13 protein-coding genes are annotated in these 16,938 nt (G+C 60.2%); 10 read left to right on the plus strand and 3 right to left on the minus strand.

Annotation, left to right across the window (positions count from 1 at the left end; translation table 11 throughout):
* Positions 1 to 2: 2 nt before the first annotated feature.
* Both Enr13x_RS09015 and Enr13x_RS09020 read right to left on the minus strand, forming a co-directional pair.
* Positions 3 to 965 carry a 4Fe-4S dicluster domain-containing protein gene (locus Enr13x_RS09015; RefSeq protein ID WP_145385699.1) on the minus strand — a complete coding sequence of 321 codons (963 nt, stop codon included), beginning with the start codon at positions 963 to 965 and terminating at the stop codon, positions 3 to 5.
* On the minus strand, positions 949 to 1,647 hold the full coding sequence (locus Enr13x_RS09020) for a cytochrome c3 family protein (protein ID WP_145385700.1): 699 nt from the start codon (positions 1,645 to 1,647) through the stop codon (positions 949 to 951). Before Enr13x_RS09020 ends, Enr13x_RS09015 begins: the two co-directional genes overlap by 17 nt.
* Positions 1,648 to 1,741: 94 nt before the next feature.
* Here Enr13x_RS09020 and Enr13x_RS09025 point away from each other — a divergent pair, with 94 nt between their 5' ends.
* From Enr13x_RS09025 to Enr13x_RS09045, 5 genes are all read left to right on the plus strand, one after another.
* Complete coding sequence (locus Enr13x_RS09025; RefSeq protein WP_145385701.1) at positions 1,742 to 2,017, plus strand: hypothetical protein; 276 nt, start codon at positions 1,742 to 1,744, stop codon at positions 2,015 to 2,017.
* 16 nt (positions 2,018 to 2,033) lie between these two features.
* Positions 2,034 to 4,451, plus strand: coding sequence for a molybdopterin-dependent oxidoreductase (locus Enr13x_RS09030; protein WP_145385702.1), 2,418 nt, complete (start codon positions 2,034 to 2,036; stop codon positions 4,449 to 4,451).
* The gene (locus Enr13x_RS09035) at positions 4,448 to 5,269 is read left to right on the plus strand and encodes a multiheme c-type cytochrome (RefSeq protein WP_145385703.1); all 822 of its coding nucleotides are present in this window, start codon (positions 4,448 to 4,450) and stop codon (positions 5,267 to 5,269) included. Before Enr13x_RS09030 ends, Enr13x_RS09035 begins: the two co-directional genes overlap by 4 nt.
* A gap of 361 nt (positions 5,270 to 5,630) precedes the next feature.
* Positions 5,631 to 6,371 carry a 4Fe-4S dicluster domain-containing protein gene (locus Enr13x_RS09040; protein WP_145385704.1) on the plus strand — a complete coding sequence of 247 codons (741 nt, stop codon included), beginning with the start codon at positions 5,631 to 5,633 and terminating at the stop codon, positions 6,369 to 6,371.
* Positions 6,368 to 6,667, plus strand: coding sequence for a hypothetical protein (locus Enr13x_RS09045; protein ID WP_231744172.1), 300 nt, complete (start codon positions 6,368 to 6,370; stop codon positions 6,665 to 6,667). Before Enr13x_RS09040 ends, Enr13x_RS09045 begins: the two co-directional genes overlap by 4 nt.
* Before the next feature lie 216 nt (positions 6,668 to 6,883).
* On the opposite strand, the gene fusA is transcribed toward Enr13x_RS09045, so the two are convergent.
* Entirely contained in the window at positions 6,884 to 8,965 is a 2,082-nt protein-coding gene (fusA, locus tag Enr13x_RS09050) for an elongation factor G (protein ID WP_145385705.1), read from the minus strand.
* Between the two features lie 586 nt (positions 8,966 to 9,551).
* Between fusA and rpsR the strand changes: the two genes are divergently transcribed.
* The 5 genes from rpsR to Enr13x_RS09075 all read left to right on the plus strand — a co-directional run bounded on the left by rpsR (position 9,552) and on the right by Enr13x_RS09075 (position 16,900).
* Complete coding sequence (gene rpsR, locus Enr13x_RS09055) at positions 9,552 to 9,815, plus strand: 30S ribosomal protein S18 (protein ID WP_095736868.1); 264 nt, start codon at positions 9,552 to 9,554, stop codon at positions 9,813 to 9,815.
* Complete coding sequence (locus tag Enr13x_RS09060) at positions 9,815 to 10,240, plus strand: acyl-CoA thioesterase (protein ID WP_145385706.1); 426 nt, start codon at positions 9,815 to 9,817, stop codon at positions 10,238 to 10,240. The genes rpsR and Enr13x_RS09060 overlap by 1 nt, the downstream gene beginning before the upstream one ends.
* 665 nt (positions 10,241 to 10,905) lie before the next feature.
* On the plus strand, positions 10,906 to 12,648 hold the full coding sequence (locus Enr13x_RS09065; RefSeq protein ID WP_231744173.1) for an ABC transporter permease: 1,743 nt from the start codon (positions 10,906 to 10,908) through the stop codon (positions 12,646 to 12,648).
* Between the two features lie 130 nt (positions 12,649 to 12,778).
* Positions 12,779 to 14,599, plus strand: a complete 1,821-nt coding sequence (locus Enr13x_RS09070; protein ID WP_145385708.1) for an ABC transporter ATP-binding protein — start codon at positions 12,779 to 12,781, stop codon at positions 14,597 to 14,599.
* 645 nt (positions 14,600 to 15,244) lie between these two features.
* On the plus strand, positions 15,245 to 16,900 hold the full coding sequence (locus tag Enr13x_RS09075; protein WP_145385709.1) for a hypothetical protein: 1,656 nt from the start codon (positions 15,245 to 15,247) through the stop codon (positions 16,898 to 16,900).
* Positions 16,901 to 16,938: the final 38 nt, after the last annotated feature.

Here is a 16,938-nt window from a genome sequence, read left to right on the forward strand (position 1 = left end):
TGTTAGTCGAAGTAGTAAAAGAACGCCGGTTTGGTCCCCAGTTCTTCCTTCAGGATGTAGACCCGTTTGTTTTCCAGGATCCAACGGATGTTCGAATCGGGGTCCAAAATGTTTCCGAACACGCGGGCGCCGGTCGGGCAAGCTTCCAAGCAGGCGGGCAGCTTGCCGCGCCGTGTCCGATGCAGACAATACGTGCACTTTTCCACCACCCCGACCGGGCGAAGGCGATTGCTCAGGTAACTTTGGTCCGGATTGATCTCCTCGGCCGGAATCTCCGCCTGTTTCCAATTGAAACGCCGGGCGTGGTAGGGACAGGCCGCTTCACAGTACCGGCAACCGATGCACCAGTTGTAATCGACCACGACGATCCCATCCTCTTCCTTCCAGGTCGCTTTGACCGGACAAACATCGACGCAAGGCGGTTCGTCACACTGCTGGCACTGGACCGGCAAGTAAAATTTGTCGTCCTTGGGGACCACGCCGCTGTACGTCGTGTTGCCCTCTTCCATGTCCATCGTGCCCTTGGGCATTTCCAAAACACGGATGTACGACTGGCCGGTCGAACGGTCGTGATTGTTCTCTTTGTGACAGGCTTCGACGCACTTTCCGTTGCCGTTGCAAACACTCAAGTTGATCGCGTAGACAAACTTGGTACCCGGAATCGGACGGTCGTCAGCGATCTCGACCTCGACGCCATGGTTTTCTTTCGCCTCCGCTTCCAGCCGCTCGATGATTTTGCGTTTGTCTTCATCGGTCAAGCGTTTGTAGTGGGACTGCATGAATTCGGCCGCCGAGGTCCGCTCGGCGGCTTGCCGCAACGGGGAAACCGCGGCGACAAAGGCGGCGGCGCCCAGGGTCGCGAATGCGCCTTTGACCGCGGTGCGACGGCTGGGATTTGCGATGACAGGCAGCGACCGATCACGCCCGTCCTCTCCCTTCGGTGGCGAATCATTCGTGGTCGTCATGCGTCGTTTCATCCTTCAGAAAGCGATCCCGTGGCTTGAAGCCGACGATCATCTTGGGGTAACTCGGCTCGTGGGGGTCGTGGCAATCGATGCAGTTGTTTTTCGTTTGCGGACCACGCGACAGATCCCAATGACCGTTCATTCCGCCGTGGGCACCATGTCGAAATGCGGTCGCCTGGGCGGCATGGCATTGCGAACACAATGTCATCACGTCGCGATACTCGACCAAACTGCCATCGGCCAGTCGCAAGGCGTCGGACTGGTCGGGGTTGTGGCAGGCATAACACGCCAACGTGCCGTGATTGAACGTCAAACCCTGGTGGAACTCGTCCAGCGAGGCGCTGGTTCGGTTGGCAAGGTTGGGTTTACGGACGCTATGACAGGTCGAGCAGGCGACCTTGCCCGTCCGCCCTTGCGGGTCCGTTTCGGCCAGCTCGATCAACGGTGGGCCTTCGGGCTGGCGGACGACGACGGCGTGATGCGCTGTCTCACCGACGGTGCGTTGCGCCTCAGCGGATGCGTGAGCCGGTCCGCCGGATGGCGCTGAAGAGATCGACTGCGCCGCAACGTCGCGCTCGCTGTGCGATTTGTCGCGCGGCGGTGCGCCGTCCCAGCACACCACCACCATCAGCACGGCTGTACAAACGACACCGGCTGAAAGAAGACTGGCGATTCGCGTCATGCATTTTCTGGCGGAGATTGGGTTCAACGGACGAGATAAAACCTATACACTGCAGTGTAGATTAAACACTACTCCAGAATAAGAAGCAAGCGAAGTGCCAATCAGCGGCTTGGTGATCACTTTCGATCAAACGTTCGACGACGTCGGCGAAACGATTGCGATGTTGCGTTCCGAACCCACGATCGAAATCGGCGCACGCGACGAGCAACAATGTGCGATCGTGGTCGACACGCCTTCCAAAGCGGACGACAAAAAGATTTACCAGTGGGTACAGGACTTGCCTGGGGTAGCGAGCATTCAGATTGCATTCGTCGGATTCGATGACGAAGCGATCGCAGACTCCTCTTCAACGACCGATTCGGCGGACTGACCAGTAGGGAACAGAAATGGATTCAAAGCGACGTGGTTTTCTCAAGTCCGCCGCGATGGCTGCGGCCAGTTCGATGGTGCTCGGCGACGCAGAGTTTTCCTTGCCGGTGCTCGGCGCGGCCGATCCGCCCACCGACGGTGATGAATTGACGTGGAACAAGGCGCCGTGTCGATTCTGCGGAACCGGTTGCCACGTCCAAGTCGGTGTGCACGACGGCCGCGTTGTGGCGGTCGCCGGCGACAAAGCCGCTGAGGTCAACAAGGGGCTGTTGTGCGTCAAGGGCTATCACGTCGGCGGCATCTTGTATGGTGACGATCGATTGACCAAACCGTTGCTTCGCAAAGACGGCCGTTTGGTCGAAATCGAGTGGGACGAAGCGCTCGACATCGTCGCCCAGCGCATCATGGCGGCTCCCGAGAAGTTCGCGTTCTACGGCAGCGGTCAATGGACCATCCCCGAAGGTTACGCGGCACAGAAGTTCATGAAAGGTGGTTTGTCCAACAATCATATCGATCCCAATGCGCGGTTGTGCATGGCGTCGGCCGTGACCGGGTTTCTGGCGACGTACGGGGTCGACGAGCCGGCCGGATGCTACGACGATCTGGACGCCTGCGATGTCCTGATCACCTGGGGCAATAACCCCGCGGAAATGCATCCGATTCTGTTTTCGCGGGTGACCGATCGACGCTCCCGCGGGGAAAACGTTCGCATCATCGACATTTCCACCCGCCGAACGCGGACCACCGACGCGGCCAACGACTATCTGGAAATGGCCCCCCACGGCGACGTGGCGATCTCGTTGGGGATCATGAATCAGTTGATCGCTTCGGATTCCTACGACAAAGACTTTGTTGCAAAACACTGCGCGTTTCGGGCGCCCGAATCCGATACCCCGACGCTGCAAGGTGAGGCGATTTCGGAGGACGAGTTTCGCAAACGGATCGCGGCGTACACCCCCGAACGTGTCGAAGAGCTTTCGGGCGTTCCCGCCGACCAGATCCGCATGTTGGGCAAACTGTTCGGGGACCGCGACCTGCGGATCACCAGTTTGTGGTGCATGGGGATGAACCAACACACGATGGGCACGGCAATCAACTCGCTGGTCCACGGCGTCCATCTGCTGAGCGGTCACTTCGGACGTCCCGGCGATGCGCCGACCAGTCTGACCGGGCAACCGTCCGCCTGTGGGACGGTTCGCGAAGTCGGCACGTTGGCCCATGCCTTGCCGGGCGGTCGGGTGGTCGCCAATCCGGATCACCGCGCCCAGTGTGAAGGGTTTTGGAACGTGCCGGCCGGACGCATCAGCCCCACGCCGGGCTATCACACCGTCAAGATGTTCGACCAGTTCACCAAATCTGCCGATGAAGGGGGCGACATCGACACGGTCTTTGTCCAGGTCACCAATCCGGGGCAAACCCTGCCCAACTTGAACAAATTGTTCAACGACAAAGAAAAGCTGAAAGACAAGTTCTTGATCGTCTCGGAGGTCTACCCGACGGCGACCACGCAATTGGCCGATCTGATTTTGCCGGCCGCGCTGTGGGTCGAAAAGAACGGGATCTTCGGCAACAGCGAACGCCGCACCCAACAGTGGTTCAAGATGGTCGACCCGCCAGGGGAGGCCCGCGACGACACCTGGATGACGATCGCTATCGCGCACCGGTTGCTGGAACTCGGTCACGAAGGGATGAAAGACAAGGACGGTGAATTTATCTTTGCGGTCAAAGATGAGCAGGGCGAAGAGGTCCCGATTTGGGAATTCGAACATTATTACGACGTCAATGTCGACAAGCATCTGTTCGAGGAGTATCGCCAGTTCACGACGATGAAACACAAGAACCTGGCGCCGTATGACGAGTATGTCAAAGCCCGTGGTTTGCGTTGGCCGGTCGTTCAACAGGACGATGGATCGTGGCGTGAAACGCGATTTCGTTTCGCCGGCTTCGACGACCCGTTCGTGGCCGAAGGTGAGGAATTCGACTTCTATCATTCCAGCAGCGGTGATGGACGCGCCCAGGTTTGGTTCCACGATTACCAACCGCCGCCGGAGGTTCCCGACGACGACTATCCGATGTGGCTGTGCACCGGTCGAGTCTTGGAGCATTGGCACACCGGGACGATGACCCGGCGTCTGCCCCAGCTCAACCGCGCGATGCCGACCGGTTATGTCGAAATGAATCTGCAGGATGCTTTGGCGCAGAACATTCGCCAAGGTGAAACGGTGGTGATCGAATCCCGGCGCGGCACAACGCAGCTGCCGGTGTGGATCGACGGCCGCGGCCGGCCGCCACGCGGAACGGTCTTCGTCCCGTTCTTTGACGAAACAAAACTGATCAACAACTGCACCTTGGACGAACACGATCCGTTCTCCAAGCAACCCGATTACAAGAAGTGCGCCGTCCGGGTTCGCAAGCTCAGTGAGGCGTCATCATGAGCGGTCAAGACAAACCCGCCCGACGCGGCCGCCTGATGTCTCTGTTTCTGTTCACCGCCATCGCGGTGGCCGCGATCGGCTATCTGGTCGGACTCTCCGACGGTGTGCCGATGCCCGATGGCGTGTCCGAGCGCTCTCCCACCGAGGTTGCCGAAACCTCCGCGGCCGATGCGTCGGGCAAGATCGTCCCGGCGGTCAACTATGCGGAGATTCCCGGCACGCCGATGGGGCCGACCGTCGCGTACCAATCCAAGCCCGTCGCGCTCTCGGATCAGCCGGAGTATGATCTGTTCAAGCAGATCGAGCCGAGTGAAGCCGACAAAGCGGCATCGAGTCGAATCCGGTCGTCTCGGAGGGCGTACAACGGGGCCCCGCCGATCATTCCGCACGCGGTAGAAAACACGACCGATGCGGCCTGCTACGCCTGCCACGGCGGTGGGATTCAAATGGCCGGGATGAAGGCCAGCGTGATGTCACACGCGTATTTGGCCAACTGCGTCCAGTGCCACGCACCGCCGCCGCCGACGCCGTTTCAAGATCAACCGCACGATGTCGAGAACAGCTTCGTCGGCCTGGCGGCACCCCAGGCCGGCAAACGGGCCTACCCCGGTGCGCCCCCGACGATTCCGCATTCGCAGTGGATGCGAGAGAGCTGTAACGCCTGTCACGGCGGACCCAACGGTTGGGCCGGGATGGAATCGACGCACCCCTGGCGCACCAATTGCACTCAATGCCACGCGCCGTCGGCGATCCTGGATCAAGCCATTCCGGCTGAGACCGTTCCGATGTTGCCGCCGCTGGATGTGGTGGTGAATTAGATTCGGCCACCGGTCGTCGCCCCTATCGTCTGGAGGTCGTGTCGTTTGGGGCGTATGGGATAAAGGGATTAGGTCACTCTCCCTATGGGAGAGTCGAGCGCAGCGAGGAGAGGGTTTGCGTTGTTGCTTGGGGTCGTCCAACAAGAGTGAAGTGAACGCCGCGATTCACCGTTCTCGACCTCCCCTCGCTTCGCTCGACCCTCCTGCCAGGAGGGTGACTTTCATCATTGCACAACCTCCACACGGGAAGGTGATCGCGTCTTGGATCACATCATTTCACAGCTCACACCTTCAGTGGACCAGCGCCACGCGATGCGGACCTGCCAACGGCCATCGACACCAAACCCGACGGATCGATCCAATGCCATCGCCGGCTGACGACAATCAATCCAATCGAAAACCGAGGCTCAATCGCCGCGATCTGCTACAGGGCAGACTGTGGAAATTGATTCGTCCCTCGGAGCGTCCGCCGCTGGTGATGCGTTATCCAAAAACACGCGCGGATGTCGACGCGTCGCCTCCAGAGACATCGCCTCCAGAAACACCGTCTGTTCCGCCCCGCAGCATCGGCGGCATCGCGATCGAACCGGTTCGACCGACCGAGTTCACCGACACGGCGCCGCCGAGATCGTTTCCGGTCTTTCGGCCTCCCGGTGCCGTCGCCGAGCCTCAGTTTCTGGCCGGTTGCACGCGCTGCAGCGATTGTGCGGATGCCTGTCCCTATGATGCGATCATCAAGGCACCGGAGCGGATGGGCGCCATCGCGGGGACGCCGACCATCGACGCCGATGCCAACGCGTGTCTGATGTGCGAGGACTTTCCTTGCATTAGCGCTTGCGAACCCGGCGTGCTGTCTCATGCGCTGCCCAAAACGATCGGCACCGCCAAGATCACCGAGCACCTGTGCCTAGCCCATCACTCGACGACCTGCACGGTTTGCAGCGAGCGTTGTCCGACGGCAGGGGTGATCGAAGTGGTCGATGGAAAGCCGACGATTGATGAAGCCGCGTGCACCGGTTGCGGCGTCTGTCGTTATGTTTGTCCGGCACCAGAAAACGCGATCCTGCTGATGCCGTTGTTCAATCGTCCGAGCTTGCCATGATGACGCCCGAAGAGCCGCTTCCAGAAATCCTGCAGGCCGAATGGGCGCGGGATCAGGTCATGGCGTTGTTCGCCGATCTAGAGGCCGGTTCGGAGATCCGGCACGTGCAACTGCGCACCGAATCGGACGATGCCGCGGTGACGTTGGCTGACGCCGAAGCGGCCTTCGCCCAGGGGACGGCCCGCGCGATCCAAGTCCGCTATCGTTTTGAGGGGGAACTCTGGAGCGACACCATCCTGCCCGGCGATCCGACGACGAAGATCATTCGCAGCCGGTTGCCCGAGCAGGGGGCGTGACCGTGGAGCGGGACGCGGCGTGAACGTGTTCGGCGTGAGGCGGAGCCTCCGGGGCATTGCGTTCCAAGGCGGAGCCTTGGAACGAGTCAATGGTGAGCCGCTGGCCGTAAGGCCTCGGGCGACGTCGGAGTGCCCGGCCGCTTACGCGTCGCGGCTCACAATATCGACAGCCCGCATGCGCCGTTCCGCTTATCAATGACGAAAGCCGCTGGCCGTCTACTTGCCTTCCTTCTCGCGGCGTTTCATTTCGATGATTTCGTCCTGAACGTTGGACGGTGTTTCGCGATACGTCGCCAATTCCATCGTGAACGTTCCTTGGCCTTGCGTCATGCTGCGCAGATCGGTCGAGTAGCCGAAGGTTTCGGCCAGCGGGATCTCAGCGATGATGACGCTGTTTCCGTCGACGATGTCGTTGCTGTTCATGATGCCACGGCGACGGATGACGTCACCGACGACGGTCCCTTGGAAATCTTCCGGGCACTCGATTTCGATCTTCATGATCGGTTCGAGCAGCTTCGGAGCGGCTTGTTTGAAGTACTCTCGGAAGCAACCTTGGGCGGCGGTGTAGAACGCCTTTTCCGACGAGTCGACTTCGTGGAACGAGCCGTCATCGAGGTCGATCTTGGTGCCCACGACGGGGTATTCCGCCAGCGGTCCCTTGCCCAGGATATCTCGGAACCCTTTTTCGATGGCCGGGATGTACTGCTTGGGGATTCGACCGCCGACGACGTGATCTTCGAATTCGAAGCTGTCTTCGCTGATCGAATCGAGCGGGCTGAGCTTGCCGACGATGTGGGCGTATTGTCCCGAACCACCGGTTTGCTTCTTGTGCTTGTAATTGAATTCGATGGCGCGGGTGGGGCTTTCGCGGTAGCTGACCTTGGGGGCCCCGACTTCGATTTCGACGTCGTACTCGCGACGGATCCGTTCGATGTAGACTTCCAGGTGCAATTCGCCCATGCCGCTGATCAAGATTTCGTTGGTTTCCTCGTCCGTCATGACGCGGAACGTGGGGTCTTCCTTGCGGAAACGCTGCAGCGCCTTGCTCATCTTGTCACCGTCGCTGCGGTTCTTGGGCATGACCGCGATCTTGATGACAGGATCTGGGACGAACATCGATTCCAGCGTGCACTGATCACGCTCGATGCCGTAGGTATCACCACTGGCCGAATCGATGCCGGTGACGGCGACGATATCGCCGGCGCAGGCCGAGTCGACTTTTTCGCGTTTGTCACTGTGCATTCGCACGATCTGACTGAAGCGTTCCTTGCGGCCGGTTCGCTGGTTGACGTAGGTGCCGGCTTTTTCGATCGTTCCCTGGTAGATCCGCATGAAGGTCAATTGGCCGAACTCGTCGTCGACGATCTTGAACGCCATGCCGACGAACGGTGCATCCGGATCGGGTTTCAGTTCGATCTTTTTGGTTTCGTCTTTGGGGTCGACGCCGCGGATTTCACGATCCAGCGGGCTGGGCAGGTATCGGTTGACGGCATCCAACAGCGGTTGGACACCCTTGTTCTTGAAGGCACTGCCCATGTAGACCGGCGTGGCTCCGCCGAGGACGGCATCGCGGGTGACCTTGTAGATCATTTCCAACGGCACTTCTTCTTCGCTGAGCAACAGTTCCATCATCTCGTCGTTGTACATCGACAACTGTTCGAGCATGTGGATCCGTTGCGCTTGGCATTTTTCCAGCAGATCGGCGGGGACTTCGCCGACGTCGACGTTTTGGCCTTCGTCGCCGGAGAAGCGGTAGGACTTCATTTCGATCAGGTCGACGACGCCTTCGAATTTGTCTTCGGCACCGATCGGATACTGCATCAAGAACGCTTCGGCACCGAGTTTGTCCCGGAGTTGTTCGACGACGCGGAAGGGGTTGGCACCGGTGCGGTCCATCTTGTTGATGAAGGCGACACGGGGCACCTGGTAGCGTTTCATTTGCCGGTCGACGGTGATCGATTGGCTTTGCACGCCGCCGACGCTGCAGAGCACCAGCACGGCGCCGTCGAGCACGCGGAGCGAGCGTTCAACTTCGACGGTGAAGTCGACGTGGCCGGGGGTATCGATCAAATTGACCTTGTAGCCTTTCCATTCCAGGCTGGTGGCGGCACTGGTGATCGTGATCCCACGTTCCTTTTCCAGTTCCATGTGGTCCATCGTCGCGCCGTCGCCGCCGCCACGGACGTCTTCGATCTTGTGAATTCGACCAGCGTAGAACAAGATGCGTTCGCTGAGTGTGGTCTTGCCCGAGTCGATATGGGCACTGATCCCAATGTTTCTAACTTTCTCCAATTTCATCTCATTCACCTAGCTGTCGCAGCCGACCGAAGACGTCTCGGGGACGCGGAAAACAATTCGCGTCAACTTGTTTATTGGAAAGACCGAGAATGGTGGGTCGGAACGAATTGTGTTGTGGGGCACCGATCTGTGTCGTCCGCGACGCCCCCTGAGAGGGCAAACGGTACAGCAGTTGTCGGTACAAGTCTCAGTAACGGGGAAGGGCCGATTCGGTCGCGGCAAAGGAGGCCGACTGAATCACGCCGAAAATTTTTGCGGAATATGGCAAAGGTTTGTCCCAGCGGAAAGGGCAAATCCAACGGGAGCGGCCAACAATTCGACCGCTTTTCACACCGTTTTCACAAGACCCCGACCGGTTTCCTCTTGCCCAAGGGCGTCGGCCGCGGCATACTCCCCCGCTTCATTTGATCCTTTGGCGAGTCGCTGAGCCGCCCGCGGGAATGGTTTCCGCCCAAGCTCCTGTCTCACCGACCACTCGCGACGTCTTCACCGTGAACACCGCTTCAGCGATTTAAGGGTGTTGCACGCCGCCTTGAGTGTCCGATCGCCAGATTTTCCCTAGAGCCAAAACATGCCAGCCCGACCGATGAGCTCGCGTAGCCGAGCCCGAAAACGTTCACGCGTCCGCTCCCGCGCCAAGAAGCAAGACCCGATTTTTGTCGACGGTCAGCGTCCCCGTCCGATGTACGTGGATTACAAGGACGTCGAGCTATTGAAAAAGATGATCAATCGCCAAGGTCGGATCGTCGGACGACGCAAGAGCGGTTGCACGGCCGTCAGCCAGCACGCGGTGACCGCCGCCGTCAAACGCGCCCGCTACATGGCTCTGTTGCCCTTCCAGGGCGATTGATGAGTTTTCGGACTCGTCGCATTGTCGAGTTTCGTGACACGGATGCCGCCGGAATTGTTCATTTTTCGGCGTTTTTTCCGTGGATGGAATCCGCCGAGCACGAAATGCTGCGGTCGTTGGGAATCAAGGTCTTGCCCGATTCACACGACGACCCCTCGGTGACTTGGCCCCGCGTCAGCGTCAGTTGCGATTATGCGAACGCTGCGCGATTCGAAGATTGGCTGGACATCGAGGTCTCGGTCGTCCACATCGGCCGCTCCAGCATCCGTTACGAGGTGACGTTTTCACGCCAAGACGGAAGCGGGGGTGCAGTCCCGGTCGCCAAAGGGGCGACGGTTGTTGTCTGCTGTCGTCTTCGGCCCCGGGGGGGACTGGAAAAAGTGGCAATCCCCGATGACATCCGCGTTAAGCTGGAGTCGCTGTAGGCGTCCGCGGCCGGTCAGTGAGAGGGTCAGCGGATCGTTTGTACGACGTCCTTTCGCGACTCGTTCCCAGGGCTCTGCCCTACGCCGTGAACGAATTCTTTCCCGTGTTTGACGAGGTTTAAGCCGCTGGACGCAAGCGGGCTGTCGGTTTAGTGAATGAGCCGCGGGCGCGTAAGCGGCCGGGCATCCAGGCGCCCGCCCGAGGCCTTACGGCCAGCGGCTCACATTGACTCAACCAATTCCACTCAATCGACAGCCGCGAGCTCTCCGGTTCCTTGTTATTGCCAACACACCGGAGGGCTCGCGCCCTGCCGCTAAAAAATCGTTCACGGCGTAGGGCTCCGCCGGCGGACCGCGGAGGCGGAGCCTCCAAGGCAGTGTGTTCCCAGACGGAGTCTGGGAACAAGTCTTGGACGACGGCCCGGAAGGGCCATCGTACATGCGCGCAAGGCGGTCGGCTGAAGCGGAAGGGTTCACGCTTGGTTTCCCTTCGCAGTGAAACTGAGAAATCTCGGGGAAGCCGGTCAACCATTTGGCGACTCGTTGCGTAGCGATCAGTCGGCGGAAAAGGTCCGTCGCTCGCGCTTGTCTCCCTTCACTTCGTTGCTGCCCTGCTCATGGCCCCGTCTGTGCTATCGGCTCCTGCCGCTATTTCTGGCTTACCGTTGGACGTTTCCAATTTGTTCCCCGGACCGATGCTGCTCGGACAAATTGCGGACTGGTTTCCAATCTGGGTCACACCGATCTACACGATCGCGGTCGGCCTGCTGGTCGGGGCGGGGGTCGCGGCGGTGTTCTATGCGGCCCTGGCGCTGCTGTCGTTCATTCCGCCGTTGGGGAAATTGGCCGATTCCTCGACCACCGGCAACGTCGCATCGCTCGTGATCGGGGCGGTGATTGCGGTGCTGCTGTGCAGCCAGTACGCGTGGTCCGACGACGGCTTTTCGCAAACATTGATCCTGCCGCTGAGCCTGATCGGGGTGGTGATGGGCTATGCGATCATCTACGCGATGTGGTATCGCACGCGGGTGGAATGGGGAGAGATCTTGACCGAGGGCATCGTGCCTTACGTGTTGTCGGTGGCCGGAATTTTTGTCGTCGTCGGCTTGGCGGGCAGCTACTTCATTTCCGAGCCGATGCGGTTCGTCCGCTCGCTCTCGGAGGTCCATTGGGTCGGTGACGGCGTCACGGAAGTCGCGTTGACGATTCCGGGGGCGGATCCGTCGGTCAGCCCCGACGCGGCGACGTTTCACCCGCAGTCGATCGACTACGATTTGACCGGCATTTCCGAGCTGAAGATTTCGACCGACAAGACCGTGATGTTGGCCGACGGCGCCGAGATGATTGATTTCGAACGCAACCCGACGCGCGTCGATGCCGGCGAGACGTTGGTGTTTCGCTATGAAGATCGTGACCAGCCGCCGCTGCCGCAAGACCCGTCTCGGTTCCACATCCAGAACCGCGAACTCGATCCGGCGACCGTCACGATCACGATGACGTCGATCCCCCAAATTCCCGAGATCACTCAGGCGGCCGGCATCGGTGCCCTGGTGTTCTTTCTGTTCAGCGGGCTGGTCGCGTTTCGCCAAGCCGCACCACGTGTCTGGGCGTTGGCCTGGTCGACGGCCAAGAACGAGATGGCCCAGACGCTGTATTTGATCTTGTTGGTCATCGGGGTGGTCGGGGTGATCATTTTTTCGATCTACCCGTTCAACACGCTCGGCGATGACATTCGGATGTTCAAGGACAGCAGCGTGACGCTGATCATGGTGTTGGCCATGTTGCAGGCGGTCTGGAGTTCGGGAACCTCGGTCAGCGAAGAGATCGAAGGTCGAACGGCGTTGACGGTGCTCAGCAAACCGGTCTCGCGACGATCGTTTTTGCTGGGCAAGTATGCCGGGATCGTCATGTCGGTCGCGGTGATGTTTGTCATCATCGGAGCCGTGTTGTTGTTGTTGATGGCCTACAAGCCGATCTATGACGCCCGCGAGACGGCCAAGGCGACGCCGATCTGGGAAATCGGATTCAACGAAATCATGTCCACCGTTCCGGTCCTCGGGCTGTACTTCATGCAGACGATGGTGATCGCGTCGATCGCCGTTGCCCTGGCCACCCGGCTGCCCCTGCTGGCCAATCTGATTCTGTGTTTCGTGATCTATGTGATCGGAAACCTGACGCAGCCGCTCGTCGCGTCCGCCCAGGGCGAAAACCCGTTGGTCGGCTTCTTTGGCAATCTGATCGCGGTCATTGTCCCGAATTTGAACATTTTTAACGTTCAAAGCGCCATGGATAGTGGAAGCCAGGTCCCTTGGATCTACTTGGCCGGTTCTTTTAACTATCTTGTGTGTTTCGCGGTCGCGATTTGGATGCTGGCGATGCTGTTGTTCGAAGACCGCGATTTGGCATAGTGGGTGAACGAAAAAGCAGGTTTTCGCAGGGCGGCAAACGCCGGACGCACTGCGGGAACCCTCGGATTCGATCAACAGACGTTTCGTTCCCCGCAGACTCAGTGGCGTTTATTATCGGGGAGCCGTTGCTTTGAATCGTTTTCACACCCTCTCGGCGGCCCGTCATGAACCGGAGGCGGGCCCGGGCAAACTCTTCTCGTTATTTTGGGCGACGCTCGCCGGGCTGCTGGTCCCGTGCGTGGTCTTGGTCGTCGGCTTGATTTCGCTGTTGCTGCAGTCGGGAGAGCTGAGCCAATCGACGGTGCGGCTGGGAGTCAATCTGTACGTTCGGTTGCCGGCGTCGTTTGTCGATCAGCCGCCGTTGGTCCAGCTGACCCAGCTGACCTCGCTGTCGTTTGCGATGGCGGTGGTGTTGAGCGTTGCGGTTTGGCGTCATCGCCGCTTGGCGGATCGTCGTGCCGCGGCGATCACCAAGTCGTTGCATCAGAAAGTCTTGAAACAGAGCGTGCGACGCGCCGAGCTGGAAGGCGCCGCTGCGCAATCGTTGAACGCTCAGAAGCTGATCGGTCGACACCTGCCGTCGGTCCAATCCGGGCTTTCACTTTGGTATCGTTCCTTGCCCCGCAGCCTGTTTTTGTTGCTGGGATGTGTGTCGCTGGCGTTACTGGTTCATATCTGGTTGGCCATCGTTGCGGTCATCAGCGGTGTGATGGTGTGGCGTTTGTATCGTCAGGTCCGTGGCGGTGACGCCGACGAAGCGGGGCGATGGGAGTTGCCGCAGTTGCGCGCCCAGATGGCGGCGTTGGTCGGTCGCGCCCCCAAGATGGCTCGCTTGCAGGCGCAAGGGATCGCCGAAGCGTCGTTTCAGCATGAGCTGGATCAGCTGTATCAGAAACTGGAGGAAAACGACGCCCATCGGGGACGCGTTTGGCCGCTGTTGTTTTTAGCCGCGTCGGCGGCCACCGCCATCATGGTCATCGGCTTGGGCTTGAACCTGCTGGAAACCGATGCCGGATTGAGTCTTTCGTCGGCGGTGGTGTTGGGGTTGTCGCTGGCCGGCGCGGTGTCGGGGGTCTGGCGATTGCAGACGCTCGGCCGACGGTTGCGTGCCAGCGGGACGGCCTGCGATGCCGTCTATGCGTACTTGCGAAAAAGCGATGGAGCGACCCCGTCGGAACAGCGGGTCGGTCTGGCGGGGCTGCGCGACGGCGTCGAGTTTCGCGACGTGACGCTGGTCGATTCCCACGGCCAAGCGATCCTCAATCACATCACGACGGAGTTCACGCCCAAGTCGTTGGTGACGCTGTTGGGCACCGATTCGGTGTCCCCACAAGCGATGGTCGAATTGTTGATGGGTTTTGGACGCCCCGGCTCGGGCGAGGTGCGGATCGATGGGCTAAAGCTGTTGGAAGTGCACCCCGCGTCGCTGGCCAAGAATGTGATGTGGATCGAACCGTCGGGGCCGTTGTGGGATGGGACGATCGAAGAGAACCTGTCGGCCGGAAGCGGCGGCTCGATCAGCAACGCGGACATCGTCGATGCGTTACGCGAAGTCGATGTGTATGAACAGATCCAGCGTCTTCCTGAGGGGCTTTCGACGTATGCATCGGTCGAAGGGTTCTCGTTGTCGACCGAAGCGACCTACGGGATCGGGCTGGCGCGGGCGCTGTTGCATCGCCCGCCGATCTTGCTGGTCAACGAACCGCCGGCACCGAACGCGCAACTGGCCGATGATCCGTGTTTGAAGGCGATCAAGAAACTGGTCGACCAAGGATCGTTGGTCGTCATGCTGCCACGACGGCTGCAAACATTGCGTACGGCCGATCGCGTGATTTTGCTCAACGGCCCCAATCTCGCCGGCGAAGGAAACCATTCCCAATTGCTCAGCGACAGCGATCTGTATCGCCATCTGAATTATCTGTTGTTCAACCCGTATCGCCCGGGACGGTGAAACGCGGCCCCCAGGGGCAACGTTGTAGCGCATTCCTTTCCTGTGGTTTGCGAGGGTGTAGCGGCAGGGCGCAAGCGGGCTGTTGATTTAGTCGGGTTCTGCTGAGTTAATGGTGAGCCGCTGGCCGTAAGGCCTCGGGCAACGTCGCAGTGCCCGGCCGCTTACGCGGCGCGCGGCTCACTAAATCGACAGCCCGCTGGCGCCCTACCGCTAACAAAAAGCACCCTGCTTGGCGTCAAAGTAGCACGACTTCTCTGTCCCTGCGATTTTGATCCTCAGGGAGAAAACCCACCGATGGCAGCGCGGACCCACGGATGTTTTGCTGCTCCCCATCGGCGGGTTCGCGCTGCTATCGGTGGGCTGGTGGTGTCGGGGGCAAAAATTAATCCCCCCCGGCGATCTGAAATCGGGCACAATGGAAGGGGGCGGCCGGTGATGCAGTGACGCATTTTTTAGCGGTCGGGCGCGAGCCCTCCGGTGTTTTGGCAGAGATGGAGAACCGGAGGGCTCGCGCCCTGCCGCTAAAACCTCAAGAAACACAAGGGAAAATGCTTCACAGCGTTGCCCAAGCGCTCGGACGCCACGTCGCTGGTTTCTGAGCTAGTCTTTCCGAACCACTGAATCCTCCAACGATGACGCGATGAGATGAATCGACGACACAAAATCTTTTGTCTTCTGGCTGCCGCTGGAACACTCACCGCGTTTCCGTCTGCTTCTTCGGGGCAGGACATCATCGGCGAAGCGTTGGGGAAAATCATCTTGCCGGCGGTCGGCCCTGTCATCCTGGATCGTGCCGGCGGCCAGATCCTGGAGAAGGGATTGAACGGAGGATTCGGAAAAGGCGGAATGCTTCCCGGACGTGGCGGTCGAGTGCCGACGCGTCCTTCACGACGTCAGGGATCGCCGCAAGTCATCCGTTCCCAGCCCTCTTCGCAAACGGTCCCCTCGGGTTCGTACCAAAGTCAGCCGCCATCCGACGTCGCCCCGGCGCCGAACGCTCCGCCGCCGGTTGATCCGCCGGAAAACCGAATCGTGACGCGACCGTCGGTTTCGCCCAACCCGTCGCCGACCGAAATGGCACTGACCCATGTCGTTTCCGCAGGCCCGCAATTGACCGGTCAAGTGATACGCGCCGAAGCGACCCAAATCGCCAACCAGCTCGACCAAGCCGTGATGCGATCCCTTGACCAATCGCGTGGCGATTCGACAGTGGAAGCGTTGCGCCGCGACTATCGCAACCTCGCGCACAACGAGCATCGAGACAACGCTCGCGCCGCCTTGCTGGTCAACCACGAATCGGCACTGACCGCCACGGGGACCGGCCAATCCTGGTCGCCCCTCTTCAAAGCGGCTGATGCTGCCGATCGGATCGCGGCGTTGCCGCCGGAATCCGACCGGCAAACGCTGACGCAAGCGATCGAAGCGTTGCGAAGTGAACTGACCGGCGTCACGGGGTCGGTGCTCAGCGGCAATGAGATCGCGGTGATTGCCCAGCGCGCCAAGAACATCCGCAACATGGGCGTGCTGAGCGAGATCGCGCGAGTGCTGGGGGCTCAGCGCCGCGACGACCTGTTCGCGCGGATCGCCGAAGCGGCGGCCAAGAGCGATGCGCCGGATGAAGCCGTCACGGGATTGCTGGGCGTCAGCTTGGCAGCCGGCGGCAATGCCGTCACCGACATGCAGCTTCCCGAAGGGATTCCAGCGGTGGTGCTCTACAGCCCCGAGATCAACACGGCACCGATCAGCTTTGTCTGTGACGACGCGTTGGAGATCACGCTTGCCCCGGGTGAGATGGTACCGTTGGACCAATCGTTTGTCGTCGCGTTTCAAAACGGGAAAGGCGTTGTCAAGCGATACACGATCAACGACGGCATGTATCGCTGGGTGGTCGATCAAGACGGCTGGGATGTTCGTCAAAAGACCGCTGTGGAAGTCAGCATCGACGCCAATCATTCGCCCGCAGCGTTCCATTACCTGCTCAATGGTCAGCCGCAGATCGCCGCAGCCGGCACGGTGATGCAGCATCGGTTGGACGGGCCGGCACGCATCGATTTCGATCGCGGACTCGGTGACGGCAGCAGCAAGTCGACACTGGTCACTCCCGGCGACTATGTGGTCGGCGTCGACCCCGAAACGGCAGGCTGGGACTTGCACCTGCGGCCGCGACAAGCGGCGACCGCGGAGTCGACGACGGCGATTGCCAAGCAGCATTGGCGAAGCAGCGTCTTGCAAGCCCAACGCTCAGCCTCGATCGATCCCGCCGAAGCCAAAGTCGACGCCCTGTTGGATCTGATCGAATAAACGTGGGGTAAGCTTCTAGCTTGCCGTCCAGAGTGCGT

The organism is Stieleria neptunia (genome assembly GCF_007754155.1).
Lineage (GTDB): Bacteria > Planctomycetota > Planctomycetia > Pirellulales > Pirellulaceae > Stieleria > Stieleria neptunia.